We start from the raw sequence: 22053 nt of genomic DNA on the forward strand, positions 1-22053 counted from the left end.
GAGATCCTGGTCATTACATTTTATTGGGAGCCGAGACGCCGATCAGCGCCAGGCCGTTGCGCAGCACCTGGCGCGTGGCGACCATCAGCGCGATCCGCGCGGCCTTGAGTGCCTCGTCGTCCACCAGCACGCGCTCGGCAAAATAGAAGCTGTGCAGGTTGGCGGCCAGGTCGCGCAGGTAGAACGCGATCTGGTGCGGGCCCAGTTCGGCCTGGGCGCGCGCCAGGGTTTCCGGGTACGCGGCCAGGGTGGCCAGCAAGGTTGCCTCGGTGGGAGCGGTCAGTGGCGCCAGGTCGACATTGGCCAGCGACGCTTCGTCGCCGCTCCATTGTTCCAGCATGCGGCAGATGCGCGCGTGCGCGTACTGCACGTAATAAACCGGGTTTTCGTCCGAGGTTTTCAGTGCGACGTCGACGTCGAACACGAATTCGGTGTCGGCCTTGCGCGAAATGAGGAAGAAGCGCACGGCGTCGCGGCCCTTGGTGATGTCGCCGCCGCCCGACCATTCGATCAGGTCGCGCACGGTCACGTACGAACCGGCGCGCTTGGAGATTTTGACTTCTTCGCCACCCTTCATGACGGTGACCATTTTATGCAGCACGTAGTCGGGGAAGCCTTGCGGAATGCCCAGGCCAACCGCTTGCAGGCCGGCGCGCACGCGGGCGATGGTGCCGTGGTGGTCGGAACCCTGCACGTTGATGGCCTGGTTGTAACCGCGCTGGAACTTGACGATGTGGTACGCCACGTCGGGCACGAAGTACGTGTAGGTGCCGTCGGTCTTGCGCATCACGCGGTTCTTGTCGTCGCCGTAGTCTTCAGTGCGCAGCCACAGTGCGCCTTCTTCCTCGTACGTCTTGCCCGACTTGTTGAGCATGTCCACGGCTGCGTCGACCTTGCCGTCCTGGTACAGCGACGACTCGAGGTAATAATTGTCGAACTTGACGCCGAACGCCTGCAGGTCGATGTCCTGCTCGTTGCGCAGGTACGTGACCGCAAAGGCGCGGATCGATTCGATGTCTTCGATGTCGCCCGACGCGGTCGCTGGCGAGCCGTCGGACGCCGACACGGTTTTTTTTGCCAGGAAGTCGGCGGCGATGTCGGTGATGTAGTCGCCGTTGTAGGCCGACTCGGGCCAGGCGGCGTCGCCCGGCTTGTGGCCGCGCAGGCGCGCCTGCACCGAGTTGGCCAGGGTTTGAATCTGCACGCCGGCGTCGTTGTAATAGAACTCGCGGGTGACGTCGTAGCCCTGGCTGCCGAACAGCGAGGACAGCGCGTCGCCCAGCGCCGCCTGGCGGCCGTGGCCCACGTGCAGCGGGCCGGTGGGGTTGGCGGAGACGAATTCGATGATCACGCGCTGGCCGCTGCCGGACGCGCTGTTGCCATAGTTGGCGCCCTGCGCCAGCACGGCCTTGACCACGGCCTGCTTGGCCGCTGCGGTCACGCGCAGGTTGATGAAGCCGGGGCCGGCGATATCGACCGACTCCACCAGGCCGGCGGCGGCCGGATCGGCGCGCAGCGCATCGACGACGCGGGTAGCCAGTTCGCGCGGGTTCATCTTGAGCTGCTTGGCCAGCTGCATGGCGATGTTGCAGGCGACGTCGCCGTGCGACGGATCGCGCGGACGCTCGAGCACGACGTTGGCGCTGACGCCGGTGTCAGCGATGATCGGGGCGAGGGCGGCCTGGAACAGGGCGGTGATATCTTGTTTTTGTTGGGCGAGCATGAGCAGGGTGGCGGCGGGGCCGCGCTAAATAATCATCAAAATGCGAAGTGTTACGCTTCAGGCCAGCGCGGAAGCACGAGCCAAACTGCAAATATTATACTGGTTTGCCCGGGCCCGGTCATCGCGTGTCGGTATCGGGGAGCAGATTTACATCGGCGCCTCGCGCAACTGATCGCCATATGAAAGGTGCTGCTGTATACTGCGCGATCACGGCTGCCGGCCGCCATCTGGAATTAGCATATGAACAAGCAGCGTCCGACACTCTCCCTGAAGTCCCCCGCCACGCCGGCCGCGCCCAAGCTGCGCGCCAGCCATGCGCGCGACCTCAAGCCGGCGCTGCAAACAGGCTTTAATACCGGCCTCAAGCCCGATTCCCTGGCCTACAGCCTGATCGGCGCGGCGCAAGCCGTGGCGCTGGTGCGCACCGGTACCAACCTGCCACAGGCGCTGGTGCAGGTGTGGGCCCGCCTCGGCGCTGGCGCCACGCCGCAGGCGCGCGGCGCCATGCAGGACATCAGCTACCGCTGCATGCGCCAGCTGGGTCAGAGCGAAACCCTGGTCGGCCTGATGGCGCCGAAGGCGCCCGAACCGCTGGTGGCGGCCTTGCTGGCGTGCGCGCTGGCGCTGATCAACGCCCCGGACGAAACGGCGCCGTACGAAGAATTCACCGTGGTCGATCAAACCGTGACCGCCGCCGAGGCGCACCCGGACACCGCCCGCGCCAAGGGCATGGTCAACGCCGTGCTGCGCCGCTTCCTGCGCGAGCGCCAGACCATGCTCGATACCGCCTCGCTGCAGCCGCTGGCGCGTTGGAACTACCCGCAGTGGTGGATCGACGCCGTGCGCGCAGCCTGGCCGCAGGACTGGCAGGGCGTGCTCACCACCGGCAACACCGCGCCGCCACTCACGCTGCGCGTCAATCTGCGCAAAAGCTCGGTGGAAGACTACCTGGCGGTGCTGGAGCAGGCCGGCATGGCCGCCACCCGCATCGGCCCGTCGGCCGTGCGCCTGGTCAAACCGGTGGCCGTGGGCCTGATCCCCGGCTTTAACGATGGCGTGGTGTCGGTGCAGGATGCCGGCGCCCAGCTGGCCGCGCCGCTGCTCGACCTGGCCGACGGCATGCGCGTGCTCGACGCCTGCGCCGCGCCCGGCGGCAAGACCTGCCACATCCTCGAGCTGGCCAAGGTGCACGTCACCGCGCTCGACGCCGACGCCAAGCGCCTGGCCCGGGTGGGCGAAAACCTCGAGCGGCTGCAGCTGGACGCCGAACTGACGGCCGCCCCGGCCGAAACCTCGGACTGGTGGGACGGCCAGCCGTTCGACCGCATCCTGGCCGACGTGCCGTGCACGGCGTCGGGCATCGTGCGCCGCCATCCCGATATCCGCTGGTTGCGCCGCAAGGGCGACACGCTCCAACTTGCAACACTTTCGGCCAAAATCCTCGACAACCTTTGGCAGATGCTTGCCCCCGGTGGTAAATTGCTGTTCGTGACATGTTCCTTGTGGCCCCAGGAATCCGAGGCGCAGGCGGCCGCGTTTGCCGTGCGCCACGGCGCTGCGCGCCTCGACGCGCCGGGCCAATTGCTTCCCGCCGGTGGCGACGGGCAGGATCACGATGGTTTGTTCTACGCGCTGTTCCAGAAAAATGCGTAATCGTTCTGCCAGCGATTTTGCCCGAGCTTTAACCACCCCGTACCTGTTGAGCACCGTGACCCTTCGATTTTTGCGCCTGTTGATCGGCCCCTTGCTGCTGCTCCTTGCCTGCGCCTTGCCGCAGGCGGCACGCGCTGCCGATGGCGTCGAGATCAAGCGCGCCTTCGTGGAAGCGACCGAAGACGGTTACCGCCTCTCGGCCACCTACGGCTTCGACCTCAATCACGGCCTGGAGGACGCGCTGCAATACGGCGTGCCGCTGTACTTCACCACCACCATCGAATTCACCCGTCCGCGCTGGTACTGGTTCGACGAAAAAGCCATCGTGGCGCGCCAGACCGCCAAGATCTGGTTCAACGTGCTTACCCGCCAGTACACGGTGGGCATTACCGGCAGCGTGGCGCAAAGCTATTCGTCGCTCGACGACGCGCTGTTCCAGATCCGCCGGCCCAACCGCTGGATCGTGGCGCCGCGCGGCGCGCTCAAGGTGGGTGAAACTTATACCGTCAAGCTCTCGATGGGACTCGATCCCAACTACCTGCCCAAACCGATCCAGCTCAACGCCCTCAATAACAATAATGAATGGCGCCTGGCGTCCGACAAGAAATCCTTCCTTTACAAGGCCGAATAAGTGAGCCGGATGCTGCGGTATTTTGCCGTCATCGGCGGCGCCTTTGTCAGTATCCTGCTGTTCCTGCTGGCGTCCGCCTCCGACAACTCCGGCTTTTTCGACCGCTACTATGCCTGGCTGCTGGGCCTGAACGCGGCGGTGGCCGGCGCGCTGCTGCTGCTCGTTGCCATCTCGCTGTACCGCCTGTATTCACGTTACAAGGAAGGCAAGTTCGGCGCCAAGCTGATGACCCGGCTGGTACTGCTGTTTGCCGCCATCGGCGTGCTGCCGGGGCTGGTGATCTTCCTGGTGTCGGTGCAATTCGTCTCCCATTCGATCGATTCCTGGTTCAACGTGCCGGTGGAAGAAGCGCTCGAGGCGGGTATCGACCTGAGCCGGGCCGGGCTCGATGCGGCGCTCGGTGAACTGACCGTCACCGCCGCCCGCGCCACCGAGCGGCTGGCCGAAGAACCCTCCGGCACCGAACGCCAGATGCTGGCCGAACTGGTCAAGAGCCACCCGGGCATGCAGAACGCCATCATCGTCGACGCCGAAGGCGGCCTGGTGGTCAGCGCCCGCGCCAGCAATAGCGGCAACCTCAGCGCCGACCTGCCCACCAGGGAGATGATGGCGCGCGCCAAGAGCGAAGTGGCCTACGGCGCGCCCGAGGGCGGCAACGAACTGCGCAGCAACCTGGTCGAGGTGCCGTCCGCGCCGGTGGGGCCGCAGGACGCCGCCAGCCAGCTGCGCCTGCGCGTGGTGATGGCCATCCCCGAAGTCGTCCGTCCCAACGGCTTTCGCCTGGCGCCGCGCTATTTGCAACTGATCCAGCTGGCGCCCGCCAAGCTGGCCGCCAATGGCGAGACCATCCGCAGCGCCTATTCCAACTACAAGGAGCGCTTTGTCGCGCGCGTGGGCTTGCGCCGCATGTACATCGTCACCCTGACCTTGACCCTGCTGCTGGCCGTGTTCGGGGCGATTGCCAGCGCCTTCCTGATTGCCCGCGACCTGGCCCAGCCGCTGTTGCTGCTGGCCGAGGGCACGCGCGCGGTGGCCGAGGGCGACCTGTCGCCGCGGCCGATCGTGGCCACCTCCGACGAGCTGGGTACGCTGACGCAATCGTTCAACACCATGACGCGGCAGCTGTCGGACGCCCGCAGCGCGGTCGAACGCAACCGCACCGCGCTGCAAAACGCCAAGGCCCACCTGGAATCGGTGCTGGCCAATATGTCGGCCGGGGTGATGGTGCTCGATGCCGAGTTCCACCTGATCAGCTTTAACGATTCGGTCGAGCGCATCCTGCAACTGCCGGGCATGACCATGATCGGCCGCAAGCTCGACGAGGTCGATGGCATGCAGGAGTTTGGCGCCGCCATCGTGGCCGGCTTTGCCGCCCAGAGCGCGCAGTCGGCAGCCGGCCGTACCGCTCAGCGCACCCACTGGCAGCGCCAGATCGAGGTGCCGCGCCGCAGCGCCAGCCTGGACGACCACGACCTGACCCTGCTCACGCGCGGCTCGCGTCTGCCGATCGAGGGAGGCAGCGGCTACCTGGTGGTGTTCGACGATATTTCTGACGTGATTTCGGCGCAGCGTTCGATCGCCGGGGGCGAGGTGGCGCGCCGCCTGGCCCACGAGATCAAGAATCCGCTGACACCGATCCAGCTGTCGGCCGAACGCCTGCAAATGAAGCTCGAGAGCAAGCTGGTATCGCCCGACAGCGAACTGCTGGCCAAGAGCACGACCACCATCGTCAACCAGGTCGCTGCCATGAAGCGCATGGTGGACGACTTCCGGGACTACGCCCGCACGCCGCCGGCGGTGCTGCATCCGCTCGATTTAAATGCGCTGGTGGAGGAAATCCTCGACCTGTACCTGAGCGGCGAGAGCAGCGACATCATCCACCCGCAACTGGCGCTAAACTTGCCGCCAGTCATGGGGGATGCCACCCAGTTGCGCCAGGTCATACACAACCTGCTGCAAAACGCCCAGGATGCCATGGCCGAGTTGCCGCCCGGGGGCGAAGCTCCCCGGATTGACGTGATCACCGAAGCGATTCATTATCGGGGCGCGGACGGCGGCGAACGGATGGCGGTGCGGCTGTCGATCAGCGACAATGGTCCCGGTTTCGCACCGAAGATCCTGGCGCGCGCATTTGAACCATATGTCACTTCCAAGGCGCGCGGAACCGGCCTGGGGCTGGCGATGGTGAAGAAGATTATCGACGAACATGGCGGCAGGATCGATATCCATAACCACACTGAAAGAAGTGGCGCGTCCATATTGATTTTGCTGTTAAAGTTAGCGCCGACAATGCAAAATGTTTAAGCTGAGTAAGTAACTCAGTAGGCAAAATGAGTAATCAAATCAGTAATAAAAACGAGGCCGCCGCGACGGCGAAATGTAGAGGGTGAGGGAAGATGGCAAACATACTGGTAGTGGACGATGAGATGGGCATCCGCGAGTTGCTCTCGGAAATCCTCAGCGATGAAGGACACGCAATTCAACTGGCGGAAAATGCCCAGCAGGCGCGCGAGGCGCGTGCCGCCGGCGCGCCCGACCTGGTGTTGCTCGATATCTGGATGCCCGATACCGACGGCGTGACCCTGCTCAAGGAATGGCAGCGCGACGGCTTGCTGACCATGCCGGTCATCATGATGTCGGGCCACGCGACCATCGATACGGCGGTCGAGGCCACCCGCATCGGTGCACTGAACTTCCTCGAGAAGCCGATTGCCCTGCAAAAGCTGCTCAAGGCGGTGCAAGCGGGCCTGACGCGCGCCCAGGAAACCGTGCGCGCGCCAGCAGTGGCCCCGCGCCCGGTGCTGGCGGCCCAGCCCGAGGACACGGCTGGCGCCTCGTTCAACGCCCCCAACCCGGCGGCAGCGATTGCCGTGCGCGGCGGCGCCACCGTGGCCGGCGCCGACAACCACTCGTTCAGCCTGTCGTTCGACCTGCCGCTGCGCGAGGCGCGCGACGCCTTCGAACGGATGTACTTCGAGCATCACCTCGGGCGCGAAGGCGGCAGCATGACGCGCGTGGCCGAGAAAACCGGCCTCGAGCGTACCCACCTGTACCGCAAGCTCAAGCAACTGGGCGTGGAGCCGGGCAAGCTGGCAAAAAAGGCCGCCTCAGCCCGTGACTGACCTCAAAGCCACCGTGGCCGCCGGCGCCCGGGCGCCGGTACCCACGTGGCTGGTCACCGGCCGCCGCGCCGGTGCGCGCGAGGCTGCCATCGCCGCACTGCTGGAGCCGGGCGTGCCCAGCGCCATCATCCTCGAGGGGCTGTCCGATGGCGGATCGGCCCTGGTCTTTGACGACTGCGTTGAGGACACCCCCGCACAATATGCGGCCAATGTTATCCGGATCGCACCCGGCTGCCTTCATTGCAGCGGCAATCTCGTTTTACGGGTAACATTGAACCGTGTGCTGCGCCGTCCTCCTGCGCGGCTCTACATCAGCCTGGCCTCGGCCGAGCACCTGGAATTGCTGCGCGAGTGGCTGTCCGGGGCGCCGTACGATGCCTTGCTGGCATTGCAACCCGATATCGCGGCCTGAACCTAGCAGCCGGCAGATCGGCTCTTTGATCGACAGCAAGCCCTTGAATTGAAGGCTTTCAGCACTATCTATCATGCTGAGAGTGAAACCAAGCAGGCCCCCTGGAGAAAGGAAGCAATATGAATCTCATCTATAACAGCGAGCAGTACAGCGTTGTCGAGTTTGGCGCAGACCGTACTCTGGACGCATTGCGCTTTGGCGGCTACGAAATCGTCGACAAAGGCGGCAAGCGAGAGATCTTCATCAATGGCGTCCTGGCGCAAAACTTCCGTCGCGATGTTAACGAGCTGATCGCCAATGAGCCCACCATGGCTGAAATCGATGAATTTTTGGGCAGTTACGACGAGCTCATGAGTCAGCCCGTGTTGTTGCATTAGGGACTAAACAAGGGCTAAATTGAACGCAGGTGGTTTCGATGGCTGCGCATCGGTAGCCGATTCGGTTACGATGCGCAGCCAGCTTCATTTTAAGAGATCACCATGTGCCAACTTCTGGGCATGAACTGCAATGTGCCGACCGACATTGTGTTCAGCTTTACCGGCTTCGCCATGCGCGGCGGCCGTACCGACCACCACCACGACGGCTGGGGCATCGCCTTTTTCGAGGGCGCCGGTGTGCGCCACTTCGTCGATCACCAGGCCGCAGTCGCGTCGCCGATTGCTGAGCTGATCAAGAACTACCCGATCAAGTCCACCAACGTCATTGCCCACATCCGCAAGGCCACGCAGGGCCAGGTGGCGCTGGAAAATTGCCACCCGTTCGTGCGCGAACTGTGGGGCCAATACTGGGTATTCGCCCATAACGGCGACCTCAAGGAATTCAATCCGCTGCTCAACGGCGCCTTCCGCCCGGTGGGCACCACCGACAGCGAGCGGGCCTTTTGCTATATTTTGCAGCAGTTGCGTGCCCGTTTCGGCGAGCAGCGGCCTACCCGCGACGACCTGCACGCGGCGCTCCAGCCACTGGTGGCCGAGATCGCCACCCACGGCACCTTCAACATGCTGCTGTCATCGGGCGGCGAACTGTTTGCCCATTGCTCCACCAGCCTGTACTACCTGGTGCGCCAGCATCCGTTCGACACCGCCAAGTTGTCGGACGAGGATGTCACTGTCGACTTCGCCCAGGTCACCACGCCAGACGACCGGGTGGCGGTGATCGTGACCGAGCCGTTGACCACCAACGAGCGCTGGACTGCCTTCGCGCCCGGTGAACTGAAACTGTTTATTGATGGCGCGCCGCAACAAACGATGCAAAGCGGCGAAGAAAGCAGTTAAACCAGGTAAGCGACCGCGACATTGGCAGGTATTGCTGTCAGAATGGAAGCCGACCCGCGTACACTTCCTGACCCAAGCTCATGATCGATCTTTCTGCCAACAACGACGGCGCGCCCAAGCTGCGCGTGCACGAATTTTACCTGGGACGCCAGCCCATCCTGGACCGCAACCAGGCGCTGTTCGGCTACGAATTACTGTTTCGTAACGAGCCGGTCGGCCCGGCGCTGATCACCGACGAACTGTCCGCCACCGCCGCCGTGATCGCTCACGCCTCGCAACTCGGCATGGAGCGCACCATCGGCGACGCCCGCGGCTTCGTCAATGTCGACGCGGACGTGCTGATGACCGATATCTTCGCCTTCCTGCCGCCGCAGCGCGTGGTGCTGGAAATCGCCGACGACGTGGTGGCCACCCCGGCGTTGCAGCAGCGTATGCAGGAACTGGCCAGCCACGGCTTCCAGTTCGCCTTGCACGGCGATCACGCGCAAGGACAAAATGCGGCGCTGTTGCCGCTGGTGCAATACGTCAAGATGGATGTGCACCACACGCCGCTCTCGACGCTGATGCAGCTGGCGCCGCAGTTCCACCAGCAACGCAAGAAGCTGGTGGCGGAAAAGGTGGAAACGCGCGAGGAATTCAAGAACGCGCTCGACCTCGGCTTCGACTATTTCCAGGGCTATTATTTTTCCAAGCCGGTCATCATGAGCGGCAAGAAGCTCTCGCCGTCGCAACTGGCGGTAATGGAGCTGATGACACTGGTCACGTCCGACGCCGACAACCCGGAGATCGAGCGCGCCATCAAGCGCGACGTCTCGCTCGCGCTGAACCTGCTGCGCCTGGTGAACACCCCGGCGGTGGGCGCGCGCCAGCGTATCGACTCGCTGGGCCAGGCCCTGACCCTGCTGGGCCGGCGCCAGTTGCAGCGCTGGCTGCAAATCATGCTGTACGCCGAACCGAGCAAGCGCGGCCACAGCATGACGCCGCTGCTGATGCTGGCCACCACGCGCGGCCGCCTGCTCGAACTGCTGGCTACCAAGCTGCGCCCGCGCGAGCCGCACGCTGCCGATGTCGCCTTTACGGTCGGCATCATGTCGCTGATGGATACGCTGTTCGGCATGCCCATGTACGAAATCCTGGGCCAGATTCCCGTGATCGACAGCGTTGCTGCGGCCTTGCTCGACCGCACCGGCTTCTACGGCGAGCTGCTGACCCTGGCGGAGTCGCTGGAACGGATCGAGGAACTCGACCACCAGGTGCTGCCGGCGCTGCGCGAACTGGCGATCAGCGCAGAGGAACTGGTGGAGCTGGAACTGGCCGCGTTCGAATGGAGCGATAACGTCGTCCGCTATGCTTTGTGATGGGGCGCTCGTCAACCTACTGCGCGGCTTGCTACGGTTTTCGAGGCACCCGAGACGATTGTTGTATGTTGGGGAAAAACGAGAGATTGCCAATATGTAACTTGCGGCCTGGATGTCAAGAAAGTTATGCTCGTCAGCTATTAAACAGCAAGGACGGCCATGGCTTCGGTATTGCTCCAGGTGGACGGCATCAGCAAATCGTACGGTGAGCGGCGCGCGGTGGACGGCGTGTCGTTCCAGGTACGGCAGGGCCAGACCGTCGGCCTGATCGGCCCCAACGGCGCCGGCAAATCGACGACCGTGAGCATGATCTGCGGCCTGCTGCGGCCCGACAGCGGCGCAATTCTCCTGGGCGGCGCGCCGGTCGGGCAGGGCGCCAGTCCCGCCAAGTCGAACATCGGCTACGTGCCGCAGGACCTGGCACTGTACGAAGACCTGGCCGCCATCGAAAATCTCAAGCTGTTCGGCGCCCTGTATGGCCTGAAAGGCGCGCAGCTCAAGCAGCGCTGCGACGACGTGCTGGCGCTGGTCAACCTGGCAGACCGCGCGCGCGACAAGCCATCGACCTTCTCCGGCGGCATGAAGCGCCGCCTCAATATCGCTGCCGCGCTGCTGCACGACCCGCAACTCTTGATCCTCGACGAGCCCACCGTCGGCGTCGATCCGCAGAGCCGCAATGCCATCTTCGATACGCTGGAAACCTTGCAGGCGCAAGGCCGCTCGCTGATCTACACCAGCCACTACATGGAAGAGGTCGAGCGGCTGGCCGACCATATCGTCATCATCGACGGCGGCCGCGTATTGGCCGATGAAACCCCGGCCGCGCTGTACCAGCGCCTGCCCGCGCAGGCGGCGCTGCATGTGGAACTGGCGGTGCCACCGACGGCATCGCTGCTGGACGCGCTGCGCGCGCAGCCGGGCGTGACCACGGTGCGCCAGGAGGGTGCCGCGCTCGATATCGACCTGGTCGCCAGCGTCCATGCGGCGCCGGTGCTGGCCTGGCTGGCCGCGCAGCAGATTCAGGATGCGCCGGTGCTGCATTTTGCCACCGCCCGCACGTCGCTGGAAAATATCTTCCTCAACCTTACCGGTCGCAGCCTGCGCGACTGACGGGAACCACCATGACCGCGATTACGCCATTCCTGGCTTTGGTCCGCAAGGACTTGCTGCTGTATGTGAACGACAAGCGCGCGCTGATGCTGCACTTGCTGATGCCGGTGCTGCTGGCGGCGATTTTCGGTTCGCTGTTCGGCGGCAGTTCGAAGTCGAACACCGGCGCCATCGACATCGGCCTGGTGGTGCTCGACCAGTCGGCCACGGGCCAGAAGATCGCCGCCGGCCTGAAGGCCGAGCCCACCCTGCGCGTGACGGAACTGACCGAGGCGCAGGCGCAGGAGAAGGTCCGCGCCGGTAAGCTTTCTGTGGCAGTGGTGATTCCAGCCGGCTTCGGCGACGCCGCCGACAGTGCGCTGTTCGGTGGCCCCAAGGGCAACAAGCCCGAGCTGCCGCTGTACTACGACCCGTCGCAGTCGACCGTGCTGGCCATGGTCAAAGGCCTGCTCACGCAGCAGGTGATGCAGACCACCAGTGCGGCCGTGATGGGCAGCGCCGGTGCGGCCACCACGGAGAAGCAGCTGGTCGAAGTGCGCGCAGCGGCCCCCACCGACCCCGCTGCCGCGCAGCTGGGCGACTTTCTCGACAGCCTGAAAAAATTCCAGGACCAGCGTGCGGTGGCCGACGCGGAAAAGGCGCGCACAGGTGCCACCGCTGGCGCCGAATTGGAGACCGGCGGCATGTCGATGCCGTTCGCCACCCGCGACGAGGCGCTGTCGAGCGGCCCCAAATACAATGGCTACGCCCACTCGTTCGGCGGCATGGGCGTGCAGTTCATCCTGTTCATGGGCATCGAGATGGGCATCGCCATGCTGGCCGCGCGCCGGCTCGGCATCTGGAACCGCCTGCTGGCCGCGCCGATCTCGCTGGCCACCGTGGTGGCTGGGCGGGCGGTGTCGGCCACCGTGATCGCGGTCGGCCTGCTGTGCGCGATTTTCCTGTGCGCGGCGCTGATGTTCGGCGTGCAGGTGGGCAGCCTGGCCGGCTTTTTGGGCGTGGCAGTCGGTTTCGCGCTGGTGACCGCATCGTTCGGATTGTTGATCGCGGCGTTCGGCAAGACGCCGGAAGCGGCGCGCGGCATCGCCGTGTTTGCGACCCTGATCATGGTGGTGCTGGGCGGCGCCTGGGTGCCGTCGTTCATCTTCCCGCAGTGGATGCAGACCGCCACGCTGGTGATGCCCACGCGCTGGGCGATCGACGGTTTTGATGCCGTGACCTGGCGCGGCCTGGGACTGGCCGGCGCGGCGCCATCGATTGCTGTGCTGCTGGGGTTTGCGGTGCTGTTCGGTGGGCTGGCCGTGGCAAAATTTACCCGCGACGGGCGCGGGTAAGTTAGTGCCGGTTTAAATCAACTCAGCTCAAGTTAGGCGCCAGCCAGCGCTCCAGTTCCACCTTGTCCACGCCACGGCGCCTGGCCATGTCGCTGACCTGGTCGTCGCCGATCTTGCCGACCACGAAGTACTTCGATTCCGGGTGCGCAAAGTAGAAGCCGGAAACGGCGGCGCCCGGGTACATCGCGTACGACTCGGTCAGCACCATGCCGATGTCCTCGGCCTGCATGGTATTGAACATCTCGCGCTTGACCGTGTGTTCCGGGTTGGCCGGGTAGCCTGGCGCCGGGCGGATGCCCAGGTATTTCTCGGCTATCATTTCCTCGTTGGTCAGCGCTTCATCGGACGCATAGCCCCACAAGTCTTTCCGTACGCGCTCGTGCAGGTATTCGGCAAACGCTTCGGCCAGGCGGTCGGCCAGCGACTTGAGCATGATCGACGAGTAGTCGTCATGGGCATCCTCGAAGCGCTTTTCGTACTTGTCGATGCCCAAACCAGCCGTCACCGCGAACATGCCGATATAGTCCTTGATGCCTGACTCTTTCGGCGCGATGAAGTCGGACAGGCACTGGTTCGGCCGCTGCACGCCATCGACCACGGGCTTGACGCCCTGCTGGCGCAAGCCGTAATACGTGAAGTCCACGGTGCTGCGGGTGTCGTCGGTATAGACTTCGATATCGTCGTCGTTGACCGAATTGGCCGGCAGCAGCGAGATCACGCCGTTGGCGGTGAGCCAGCGGCCGTCGATCAGCTTTTTCAGCATGGCCTGGCCTTCTTCGAACACCTTGGTGGCCGCTTCGCCTACCACCTCGTCGGTGAGGATGGCGGGGAACGGGCCGGCCAGGTCCCAGGTCTGGAAGAACGGACCCCAGTCGATATACCTGGCGATCAGCGCCAGGTCGATATTGCGGAACTCGCGGCGGCCGATGAATTTAGGCTTGACCGGCGCGCACGCGCCCTCGAACGACAGCTTCATCTTGTTGGCGCGTGCATCCTTGATCGACAGGATCGGCAGCGCCTTCTTGTTGGCGTGCTGCTCGCGGATGCGCTGGTAGTCGTCGGTGATCTCCTGGATGTACTGCTCGCGGCTCTCGGGCGTGAGCAGCGACTGCGCCACCGATACCGACCGCGAGGCATCGGGCACGTACACCACCGGACCCTCGTAGTTGTGGGCGATTTTCACCGCCGTGTGGGCGCGGCTGGTGGTGGCGCCGCCGATCAGCAGCGGAATTTTCAACATGCGGAAGTGGTCGTCGCGCTGCATCTCCTTGGCCACGTACGCCATCTCTTCGAGCGACGGCGTGATCAGGCCCGAGAGGCCGATGATGTCGGCGTTTTCCAGCTTGGCGCGCGCCAGGATTTCGGAGCAGGGCACCATCACGCCCATGTTCACCACTTCGAAATTATTACACTGCAGGACCACGGTAACGATGTTCTTGCCGATGTCGTGCACGTCGCCCTTGACGGTGGCCATGACGATCTTGCCCTTCGGTTTGGCGACGATGCCGGTGCGCTTTTCCTCGGCCAGCTTTTCTTCCTCGATGTACGGAATCAGGTGGGCCACCGCCTGCTTCATCACGCGCGCCGATTTCACGACCTGCGGCAGGAACATCTTGCCCTGGCCGAACAGGTCGCCGACGATGTTCATGCCGTCCATCAGCGGGCCTTCGATCACGTGGATCGGGCGGCCGTTGGCAGCGAGCACCTGCTGGCGCATCTCTTCGGTATCGTCGGTGATGAACTGGGTGATGCCGTGCACCAGCGCGTGCGCCAGGCGTTTTTCCACCGGCGCGTCGCGCCATTCGAGGTTTTGCGCATCCTGCTTGCCGGCGCCTGCCTTCAGGGTGCCGGCGATATCGATCATGCGCTCGGTGGCGTCGTCGCGGCGGTTGAGCACCACGTCTTCCACCCGTTCGCGCAGCTCGGCCGGCAGGTCGTCATAGACGCCCACCATGCCGGCGTTGACGATGCCCATGGTCATGCCGGCCTTGATGGCGTGGTACAGGAACACGGTGTGGATCGCTTCGCGCGCCGGGTCGTTGCCACGGAACGAGAACGACACGTTGGAGACGCCGCCCGAGATCTTCGCGTGCGGCAGGTTCTCCTTGATCCAGCGCGTGGCGTTGATGAAGTCCACCGCGTAGTTGTTGTGCTCTTCGATGCCGGTGGCAATGGCGAAAATGTTCGGATCGAAAATGATGTCTTCGGGCGGGAAGCCAACGGTGTTGGTCAGCAGTTTGTAGGCGCGCTCGCAGATTTCGATCTTGCGCTCGAAGGTGTCGGCCTGGCCTTTTTCATCGAAGGCCATGACGATGACGGCCGCGCCGTAGGCCAGGCACAATTTGGCCTGGCGGATGAATTCTTCCTCGCCTTCCTTCATCGAGATCGAGTTGACGATCGACTTGCCCTGCACGCACTTGAGGCCCGCCTCGATCACCGACCATTTCGACGAGTCGATCATGATCGGCACGCGCGAGATGTCGGGCTCGGAGGCAATCAGGTTCAGAAAGCGCGTCATGGCCGCCAGCGAATCGAGCATCGCTTCGTCCATGTTGATGTCGATGACCTGGGCGCCGTTTTCCACCTGCTGGCGCGCCACGCTCAAGGCTTCGTCGTACTGCTCGTTGAGAATCATGCGCGCGAACGCTTTCGAGCCGGTGACGTTGGTACGCTCGCCGACGTTGACGAACAGTGAGCTCTCGTCGATGGTGAATGGTTCCAGGCCCGACAGGCGCTGGGCGACCGGCACCTGCGGCACCGCGCGCGGTTCGGTCCTGGCCAGGATTTCGCCGATGGCGGCAATGTGGTCGGGCGTGGTGCCGCAGCAGCCGCCGGCGATGTTGACGAAACCGGCTTCGGCGAATTCGCGCAGCAGCGCCGAGGTATCGGCCGGCAGCTCGTCGAAGCCGGTGTCGCTCATCGGGTTGGGCAGGCCGGCGTTGGGGTAGATGCACACAAAAGTATCGGCGATCTGCGACAGCTCCTGGGCGTAAGGTCGCATCAGCGCTGCGCCCAGCGCGCAATTGAGGCCGATGGTGAGCGGGCGTGCGTGGCGCACCGAGTTCCAGAACGCCGGCACGGTCTGGCCGGACAGGATCCGGCCCGAGGCATCGGTCACGGTGCCCGAGATCATCAGCGGCAGGCGTTCCTGGGACGGGTTCTCGTCGTAGAATTTTTCGATGGCGAACAGCGCGGCCTTGCAGTTCAAGGTATCGAAAATGGTTTCGACCAGCAGCACATCGACGCCGCCGGCGACCAGCGCGCGGGTCTGCTCGTGGTAGGCATCGACCAATTGGTCGAACGTGACGTTGCGCGCGGCGGGGTCGTTCACATCCGGCGAGATCGACGCGGTCTTGGGCGTGGGGCCGAGCGCGCCGGCGACGAAGCGCGGCTTGTCGGCGCTGCTGTACTTGTCGCACGCGGCGCGCGCCAGCCTGGCGGCCTGCAGGTTCATCTCGTAGGCCAGGTGGGCCATGTGATAGTCGTCCTGGGCGATGGTGGTGGCGCCGAAAGTATTGGTTTCGATCAGGTCGGCGCCAGCGGCCAGGTAGCGCTCGTGGATTTCCTGGATGATCTGCGGCTGCGTCAGCGTGAGCAGCTCGTTGTTACCCTTGACGAACAGCTCGCGCGCGCCGCTGCCGGCCGGCGCGGCGAAGTCGATGAAGCGCCCGGCGGGGCCGCCACGGTAGGCGGTCTCATCGAGCTTGTACTGCTGGATGATGGTGCCCATCGCGCCGTCGAGGATCATGATGCGGCGCGCGAGGATCTCACGCAGCTGGGCATCGGCCTTGGACATGACGGGACGGAACACGTTGTTATTCATTTGGTACTTTCAGAGATGGGGCAGGGACAGCGCGGGTCTAAAATTATACGGCATTGCTGAATAAGCTTCAGCCGACCGCAGCGTTGAAGCAACAATCTCCTGTTTTGCCAATGTTGCTCTTCGCTTATACTCAAGTCTTTGCCATCCCACTCTCCAAGGATACCAATGTCCCATTCTTCCTTATTCCGCCTGGCCGCCGTGGCCGGCGCGCTGGCTTTTGCCGTGGCCGCCGGCACCGCCCGCGCCGAGAGTGTCGCCTCGTCGGCGTCCAGCGCCGGCTCGGCGTCGAGCGGCAGCGTGTCGGACTCGCTGGGCGATTCGAGCAACAGCTCGAGCGGCGACAAGCGCAAGGTGGCGGACGGTAACTACCGGATCCTCGAGATCGGCGTCACGCCAGGCGTCAAAGGCGGCGCCGAGCGTACCCGCCTGACCCTGCAGCGCGAAGGCGACGGCCAGCAGCGCGTGGTGCTGGACCTGCCGCAGGCGACGTTCAGCCAGCAGAAGCTGGCTGCCGGCGATGCACTGTATGCGCAGAACCGCGTCTACGGCATCGAGTTCGGTCGCATCGACAACCGCCAGCCGTTCTACCTGGTGCTGGCCGACGAATGGTATGGCGAGCTGGCCTCGCGCCCGGTCACGCTGTAACGCTGTAACGCCTTGAAGCTGTTTGCCACGCTGGCGCTGGCCTGGCTGGCGCTGTTGGCAACTGCTGGCAGCGCCCACGCTGGCAGCCTGTCCGACGGCGCAGGCGTCTCGCGCTTCTGCGACCGCTCGCACGAACTGACCGCCGCCGAACAAAGCCGCCTGCTGCGCTTTGCCGGCGTGCTGCGCGAAGAATTGTCAGGCCCTGAAGGGGAGGGCGACAGCGTGGCCTTGGTCAGCCGCTCCGGCCTCGACCTCTCGCGCTTCGGCATCCGTTATTCGCACGCGGCGCTGGCCTGGCGCTCCGACGCCGGCGTGTGGGCCGCGCGCCAGCTTTATTACGCCTGCGACGAACGCCGCCCGCGCATCTTCGACCAGGGCCTGGCCGGTTTTGCGATGGGCACCGACGACCCCAATCTAGGCTACCTGAGCATCGTGCGCCTGCCGCCCGAGGCGGTGCTGGCGCTGCGCCCAGCCCTGCTCGACGGCCCGCGCGTGGCCCACCTGCTGGCCGCGCAGTACAGCGCCAACGCCTATGCCTTCGGCACGCGCTACCAGAATTGCAATCAATGGGTGGTGGAGATGCTGGCCGCCGGCTGGGGCGACCTGGCGGATGGTAACGACTTGCGCGCGCGTGCCCAGGACTGGCTGCGCCAGGCGCGCTACACGCCGGCGCCGGTGGTGGTCGATTCGTGGTGGCTGATGCAGGCCGGGCGTGTGGTGCCGCTGCTGCACCTGGACGACCACCCCGACCACGACCGTGCGGCGCGGCAACTGCTGGTCAGCTTGCCGGCGGCGCTCGAGCGGTTTATCCGCTATCGCTTTCCCGCCAGCGCGCGGGTGGAACTGTGCCACGACGACAAGCAGGTAGTGGTGCGCCACGGCTGGAAGCCGATCGCCGACGGCTGTGTACCGGAGGCTGGCGACCGGGTGATATCGCTAAACGATTAAGCGATTTCGGAGACGACCTGGTTCATCGGGCGACGGACCTTTTTCAGGCCAGCGAGCCAGTCACCTTCGGCTTCGCGGTAGCCCAGCGGCAGGATCACCACGCTTTTCAGCTTGCGCTCGCCCAGGCCCAGGATCTCGTCCACGGCTTTCGGATCGAAGCCTTCCATCGGGGTGCTGTCGACTTCTTCGAAGGCGGCAGCGACCATGGCCAGGCCCAGCGCGATATATACCTGGCGTGCGGCGGCTTCGGCATTCTGTTCGAGGGTGCGGGAGGCAACGATGCCTTTCAACTGCTTGCGGTAGGCTTCCCAGCCTTCATTGATGAAGCCGCGCTGCTCGTTGGTCATGTCGAACATCATGTCGATGCGTTCTTCGGTGATGTCGTCCCAGGCCGCGAACACCAGCAGGTGCGACGCTTCGCTCACGCCTTGCTGGTTCCATGCCACGGCGCGGATCTTGGCGCGCAGGTCGGGGTTTTTCACGACCAGCACTTCGAACGGCTGCAGGCCGGACGAGGTTGGGGCCAGGCGGATCGCCTCTAAAATGCGGTCAAGCTTGTCCTGTTCCAGGACTTTGGCGGGATTGTATTTCTTGGTGGCGTAGCGCCAGTTCAGTTTGGCTATCAGGTCGGACATCGTAGCTCCAGTGGAATGTTGGTTGACCAGTGTAAGCCAACTTGCAAATCCGCGTACGAGTCCGCCCGAGGTGACGGGGGCCGAGCGTGAGCTATCAGACGAAAGTCTGGCCTTCGAGCGCAAAGCCCTTGATGAACTCGCCGGCTGGCAGGCGCTTGCCGCCCGGCTTTTGCAGCGTGGTCAGGCGCAGCGCACCGGCGCCGCACGCGACCACGATGCCGTGGGCGTCGGCCGCCAGCACCTGGCCCGGCGTGCCGGCGCCATCGACCACTTCGGCGCCCCACAGCTTGACCACCACGCCGTTCACGGCGCCATGGGCGCCGGGGAACGGGTTGAAGGCGCGGATCTTGCGATCGAGTTCGATCGCCGGCAGGCTGAAATCGAGCGCCGCTTCTTCCTTGCTGATCTTGGCGGCGTAGTTGACGCCTGCCGCGGGCTGAACCACGGCGTCAAGTTCACCATGTTTCATTTTATGCAGCGCTTCGACGATCATCTTGCCGCCCAGGGCGGCGAGCTTGTCGTGCACCATGCCGGTGGTGTCGTGCGGGCCGATGGCGATTTTTTCCGTCAGCAGCATCGGGCCGGTATCGAGGCCTTCTTCCATCTCCATGATGGTGACGCCAGTCTCGGTGTCACCGGCTTCGATGGCGCGGTGGATCGGCGCGGCGCCGCGCCAGCGCGGCAGCAGCGAACCGTGGATGTTCAGGCAAGGCTTGATGTCGAGCGTGCTCACCGGCAGGATCAGGCCGTAGGCGGCCACCACCATCACCTCGTACGGCGTATTCAGCAGCCGTTCGTGCGCGGCCAGCGCCTGCTCGGCGCGCACCGGATCACGGCTGTCGGTGCGCAGCGACAGCGGCTGCAGCACTTCCATGCCATGCGCCAGCGCATACTGCTTCACCGCCGACGGCTGCAATTGCATGCCGCGGCCGGCGGGGCGGTCGGGCTGGGTGAGCACCAGCGCGATCTCGAAGCCTGCTTCGTGCAGGGCCTGCAGGGCGACGGCGGCAAACTCCGGGGTGCCGGCAAAGACGATCTTCATCTGCGCTTTCTATATTAGTAGCGACGGCCCTGGGCGCGCAGCGCCGCTTCGCGCTCCATGCCGCGTTCTTCCTTTTGCAGCTTGGCCTTGATGCGGTTGCGCTTGAGTGGCGACAGGTATTCGACGAAGACCTTGCCCTTCAGGTGGTCCATCTCGTGCTGGATGCACACGGCCAGCAGGCCATCGGCGTCCACTTCGAACGGCTGGCCCTTGACGTCATAGGCGCGCACCTTGATCTTCGACGGCCGCTCGACGCCGTCGTAGATGCCCGGCACCGACAGGCAGCCTTCGTCGTAGACCTGCTTGTCGTCGCTGGCCCACAGGATTTCCGGGTTGATGTACGCGACCAGCGCGTTTTTCTCTTCGGTGATGTCGATCACGACCACCTGCTCGTGCACGTCCACCTGCGACGCGGCCAGGCCGACGCCGGGCGCGTCGTACATGGTCTCGGCCATGTCGGCCACCAGTTTTTCCAGGCGCTCATCGAAAACCGTGACCGGCTTGGCAACCTTGTGCAGGCGTGGATCGGGGTAACGCAGAATGTTCAGGATGGCCATAGTTTTATCAGGTGCTGTAGTGGTAGTGCAAACGCGCCATCACGCCGCAGGGGCGGGCGCTGTTTTGCTTGCTAGTTCAGGGGTTTGTGGGCAGAATTTGATTCAACACGGGCAACACTTGCTGCCGCATCGATTGGATCGCGAATGAAAAATTTTATCACAGTCGGCCCATGCTTTGCGGCAGCCCTGTTATTTGGCGCAGCCGCACCGGCACTTGCCACCCCTGCCGCCCCTGCCGCCTGCCAGTTCCGTGCCGATGCCCCCGACCGTCACGTGGTCGTGCGCGGCGATACCCTGTGGGATATCGCCGGCCAGTTCCTCCAGCAGCCCTGGTGCTGGCCCACGGTGTGGGACATGAACCGTGATGATATTGCCAACCCGCACTGGATCTACCCGGACCAGGTGATCTGGTTCGACCGCGCCGCCGGCCGCCTGCGGCTCGGTGACAACACTGCCGCCGGCAATGCACCCGGAGTGGCCACCGAGCGCCGCTCGCCGGCCGTGCGCAGCTCGGCCGTGGACGCCGGCGCCATCCCCTCGATAGCGCCGGCGGCGATCGAACCGTTCCTGTCGCAGCCATTGATCATCGAAAACGACGAACTGGCCCGGGCGCCGCGCATCGTCGCCACCGAAGACGGCCACGTGTTCATCGGCCAGGGTGATAAAGCGTATGTGCGCGGCGACCTCGGCGGCGTCACCACGTTCCAGGTGTATCGCCCGGGCCGGCCGTTGCAAGACCCGGACAGCGGCCAGGTGCTGGCGCACGAAGCCTATTATTTAGGCACGGTGACGGTGCAGGCCAGGGCCGGTGCGGGCAGCGATGTGCACACGGTGCGCGCCACCAGTACCAGGGAGGAAATGGGCAAGGGCGACCAGTTGATAGCGTTGGCGCCGGCGCCGGCGCAAAACTACGTGCCGCACGCGCCCGCCACCAGGATCGCTGCGAAGGTGCTGTCCGTGCACGGCGGCGTCACTTACGCCGGGCGCAACCAGATTGTCAGCATTAATCGCGGCAAGCTTGACGGACTCGATATCGGCTCCGTGTTGCGTCTGTATCATGCGGGGAAAACTGTCCGCGACTCGACCGCCCCCACCGGCTGGTTCGGCCGCGAACAGCAGGTCAGGTTGCCCGACGAACAGGTGGGCAGCCTGTTTATCTTCCGCGTGTTCGGCCGCGTATCCTACGGCCTGATCATGCAGGCGACAGCGCCCGTGGTCGTGGGCGACACCGCCACCTCGCCGGAGTAAAACCTGCCGTGCAAGCCACGGAAACCTCCCCACTGCCCACGGCGTCCGCGCTGGCCGCCTGGTTGCGCCTCGAGCAGACCGACGGCGTGGGCCTGATCACTGCCCACGACCTGCTGGCGCGCTTCGGCACGCCCGAAGCGATTTTCCAGGCTGGCGACGATGCGCTGCGCGCCGTCGTCAAGCCGGCCAGGGCGCGCGCCCTGCTGGCGCCGCCGTGCGCCAGCCTGGCCGCGCAGGTCGACGCCGTCCAAGCCTGGCGTGCGCAGCCGGGCAACCTGTTGCTCACTTGGGACCATCCCGATTATCCCGCCTTGCTGCGCCAGATCGCTGCCGCGCCGTTGATGCTGTACGTCAAGGGCAACCCGGCGCTGCTGCACCGCCTGTCGGTCGCCATGGTCGGCTCGCGCAACGCCAGCCTGATGGGCATGCAGAACGCCGAACGCATGGCGCGCGCCTTGTCGGATGCGGGCGTGACCATCGTCTCCGGGCTGGCGCTGGGCATCGACGCCGCCGCCCACGCCGGCGGCCTGGCCGGCGC

19 protein-coding genes are annotated in these 22053 nt (G+C 64.7%); 14 read left to right on the plus strand and 5 right to left on the minus strand.

The window, feature by feature from the left end; genetic code table 11:
- Nucleotides 1–13: 13 nt before the first annotated feature.
- Nucleotides 14–1723, minus strand: coding sequence for an arginine--tRNA ligase (gene argS / locus DUPY_RS25015; protein ID WP_070251866.1), 1710 nt, complete (start codon nt 1721–1723; stop codon nt 14–16).
- A 240-nt stretch (nt 1724–1963) separates the two neighbouring features.
- Between argS and rsmB the strand changes: the two genes are divergently transcribed.
- The 10 genes from rsmB (at nt 1964) to DUPY_RS25065 (ending at nt 12617) form a co-directional block, all read left to right on the plus strand.
- Nucleotides 1964–3376, plus strand: a complete 1413-nt coding sequence (gene rsmB / locus DUPY_RS25020; RefSeq protein WP_070251867.1) for a 16S rRNA (cytosine(967)-C(5))-methyltransferase RsmB — start codon at nt 1964–1966, stop codon at nt 3374–3376.
- Nucleotides 3369–4007: a DUF4390 domain-containing protein gene (locus DUPY_RS25025; protein WP_070251868.1), complete on the plus strand. Its 639-nt coding sequence runs from the start codon at nt 3369–3371 to the stop codon at nt 4005–4007. Before rsmB ends, DUPY_RS25025 begins: the two co-directional genes overlap by 8 nt.
- 9 nt (nt 4008–4016) lie before the next feature.
- Nucleotides 4017–6311, plus strand: coding sequence for a sensor histidine kinase (locus DUPY_RS25030; RefSeq protein WP_070251869.1), 2295 nt, complete (start codon nt 4017–4019; stop codon nt 6309–6311).
- A 92-nt stretch (nt 6312–6403) separates the two neighbouring features.
- Nucleotides 6404–7129 (plus strand): response regulator, encoded by a 726-nt coding sequence (locus DUPY_RS25035; protein WP_070251870.1) that lies wholly within the window; start codon nt 6404–6406, stop codon nt 7127–7129.
- The gene (locus DUPY_RS25040) at nt 7122–7541 is read left to right on the plus strand and encodes a GTPase (RefSeq protein WP_070251871.1); all 420 of its coding nucleotides are present in this window, start codon (nt 7122–7124) and stop codon (nt 7539–7541) included. Before DUPY_RS25035 ends, DUPY_RS25040 begins: the two co-directional genes overlap by 8 nt.
- A 119-nt stretch (nt 7542–7660) precedes the next feature.
- Nucleotides 7661–7918 carry a BTH_I0359 family protein gene (locus tag DUPY_RS25045; RefSeq protein WP_019924426.1) on the plus strand — a complete coding sequence of 86 codons (258 nt, stop codon included), beginning with the start codon at nt 7661–7663 and terminating at the stop codon, nt 7916–7918.
- A 102-nt stretch (nt 7919–8020) separates the two neighbouring features.
- Nucleotides 8021–8815 (plus strand): class II glutamine amidotransferase, encoded by a 795-nt coding sequence (locus DUPY_RS25050; RefSeq protein ID WP_070251872.1) that lies wholly within the window; start codon nt 8021–8023, stop codon nt 8813–8815.
- 80 nt (nt 8816–8895) lie between these two features.
- Nucleotides 8896–10173: an EAL and HDOD domain-containing protein gene (locus DUPY_RS25055; RefSeq protein WP_070251873.1), complete on the plus strand. Its 1278-nt coding sequence runs from the start codon at nt 8896–8898 to the stop codon at nt 10171–10173.
- 159 nt (nt 10174–10332) lie between these two features.
- A complete protein-coding gene (locus tag DUPY_RS25060) occupies nt 10333–11283 on the plus strand; it encodes an ABC transporter ATP-binding protein (protein WP_084640887.1) in 951 nt (316 codons plus the stop codon).
- Between the two features lie 11 nt (nt 11284–11294).
- Complete coding sequence (locus tag DUPY_RS25065; protein WP_070251874.1) at nt 11295–12617, plus strand: ABC transporter permease; 1323 nt, start codon at nt 11295–11297, stop codon at nt 12615–12617.
- Between the two features lie 22 nt (nt 12618–12639).
- Here the strand turns inward: DUPY_RS25065 and metH are convergent, their stop codons facing one another.
- Entirely contained in the window at nt 12640–16413 is a 3774-nt protein-coding gene (gene metH / locus DUPY_RS25070) for a methionine synthase (RefSeq protein WP_070251883.1), read from the minus strand.
- Between the two features lie 192 nt (nt 16414–16605).
- On the opposite strand from metH, the gene DUPY_RS25075 reads away from it, so the two are divergent.
- Both DUPY_RS25075 and DUPY_RS25080 read left to right on the plus strand, forming a co-directional pair.
- The gene (locus DUPY_RS25075) at nt 16606–17085 is read left to right on the plus strand and encodes a hypothetical protein (RefSeq protein WP_070251875.1); all 480 of its coding nucleotides are present in this window, start codon (nt 16606–16608) and stop codon (nt 17083–17085) included.
- Between the two features lie 12 nt (nt 17086–17097).
- Nucleotides 17098–18033, plus strand: a complete 936-nt coding sequence (locus DUPY_RS25080) for a DUF2145 domain-containing protein (protein WP_070251876.1) — start codon at nt 17098–17100, stop codon at nt 18031–18033.
- Here the strand turns inward: DUPY_RS25080 and DUPY_RS25085 are convergent.
- The 3 genes from DUPY_RS25085 to def all read right to left on the minus strand — a co-directional run bounded on the left by DUPY_RS25085 (nt 18030) and on the right by def (nt 20267).
- Nucleotides 18030–18668, minus strand: a complete 639-nt coding sequence (locus DUPY_RS25085) for an NAD(P)H-dependent oxidoreductase (RefSeq protein ID WP_070251877.1) — start codon at nt 18666–18668, stop codon at nt 18030–18032. The genes DUPY_RS25080 and DUPY_RS25085 overlap by 4 nt on opposite strands.
- A gap of 94 nt (nt 18669–18762) precedes the next feature.
- Nucleotides 18763–19710, minus strand: coding sequence for a methionyl-tRNA formyltransferase (gene fmt, locus DUPY_RS25090; protein ID WP_070251878.1), 948 nt, complete (start codon nt 19708–19710; stop codon nt 18763–18765).
- A 14-nt stretch (nt 19711–19724) separates the two neighbouring features.
- Complete coding sequence (gene def / locus DUPY_RS25095) at nt 19725–20267, minus strand: peptide deformylase (RefSeq protein WP_070251879.1); 543 nt, start codon at nt 20265–20267, stop codon at nt 19725–19727.
- Nucleotides 20268–20411: 144 nt separating this feature from the next.
- Here def and DUPY_RS25100 point away from each other — a divergent pair, with 144 nt between their 5' ends.
- Complete coding sequence (locus DUPY_RS25100; RefSeq protein WP_070251880.1) at nt 20412–21515, plus strand: LysM peptidoglycan-binding domain-containing protein; 1104 nt, start codon at nt 20412–20414, stop codon at nt 21513–21515.
- Between the two features lie 8 nt (nt 21516–21523).
- The coding region (locus DUPY_RS25105; protein ID WP_141749665.1) for a DNA-processing protein DprA at nt 21524–22053 on the plus strand (530 nt) is incomplete at its 3' end.

The organism is Duganella phyllosphaerae, assembly GCF_001758785.1.
In the GTDB taxonomy this organism is placed as follows: domain Bacteria; phylum Pseudomonadota; class Gammaproteobacteria; order Burkholderiales; family Burkholderiaceae_D; genus Rugamonas; species Rugamonas phyllosphaerae.

Coding starts and splice junctions, on each gene's coding strand:
- DUPY_RS25065 (WP_070251874.1), top strand. CDS start 11,295: ATGACCGCGATTACGCCATTCCTGGCTTTGGTCCGCAAGGACTTGCTG.
- DUPY_RS25030 (WP_070251869.1), top strand. CDS start 4,017: ATGCTGCGGTATTTTGCCGTCATCGGCGGCGCCTTTGTCAGTATCCTG.
- DUPY_RS25045 (WP_019924426.1), top strand. CDS start 7,661: ATGAATCTCATCTATAACAGCGAGCAGTACAGCGTTGTCGAGTTTGGC.
- fmt (WP_070251878.1), bottom strand. CDS start 19,710: ATGAAGATCGTCTTTGCCGGCACCCCGGAGTTTGCCGCCGTCGCCCTG.
- def (WP_070251879.1), bottom strand. CDS start 20,267: ATGGCCATCCTGAACATTCTGCGTTACCCCGATCCACGCCTGCACAAG.
- DUPY_RS25035 (WP_070251870.1), top strand. CDS start 6,404: ATGGCAAACATACTGGTAGTGGACGATGAGATGGGCATCCGCGAGTTG.
- metH (WP_070251883.1), bottom strand. CDS start 16,413: ATGTCCAAGGCCGATGCCCAGCTGCGTGAGATCCTCGCGCGCCGCATC.
- rsmB (WP_070251867.1), top strand. CDS start 1,964: ATGAACAAGCAGCGTCCGACACTCTCCCTGAAGTCCCCCGCCACGCCG.
- DUPY_RS25050 (WP_070251872.1), top strand. CDS start 8,021: ATGTGCCAACTTCTGGGCATGAACTGCAATGTGCCGACCGACATTGTG.
- DUPY_RS25055 (WP_070251873.1), top strand. CDS start 8,896: ATGATCGATCTTTCTGCCAACAACGACGGCGCGCCCAAGCTGCGCGTG.
- DUPY_RS25085 (WP_070251877.1), bottom strand. CDS start 18,668: ATGTCCGACCTGATAGCCAAACTGAACTGGCGCTACGCCACCAAGAAA.
- DUPY_RS25025 (WP_070251868.1), top strand. CDS start 3,369: ATGCGTAATCGTTCTGCCAGCGATTTTGCCCGAGCTTTAACCACCCCG.
- DUPY_RS25100 (WP_070251880.1), top strand. CDS start 20,412: ATGAAAAATTTTATCACAGTCGGCCCATGCTTTGCGGCAGCCCTGTTA.
- DUPY_RS25075 (WP_070251875.1), top strand. CDS start 16,606: ATGTCCCATTCTTCCTTATTCCGCCTGGCCGCCGTGGCCGGCGCGCTG.
- argS (WP_070251866.1), bottom strand. CDS start 1,723: ATGCTCGCCCAACAAAAACAAGATATCACCGCCCTGTTCCAGGCCGCC.
- DUPY_RS25060 (WP_084640887.1), top strand. CDS start 10,333: ATGGCTTCGGTATTGCTCCAGGTGGACGGCATCAGCAAATCGTACGGT.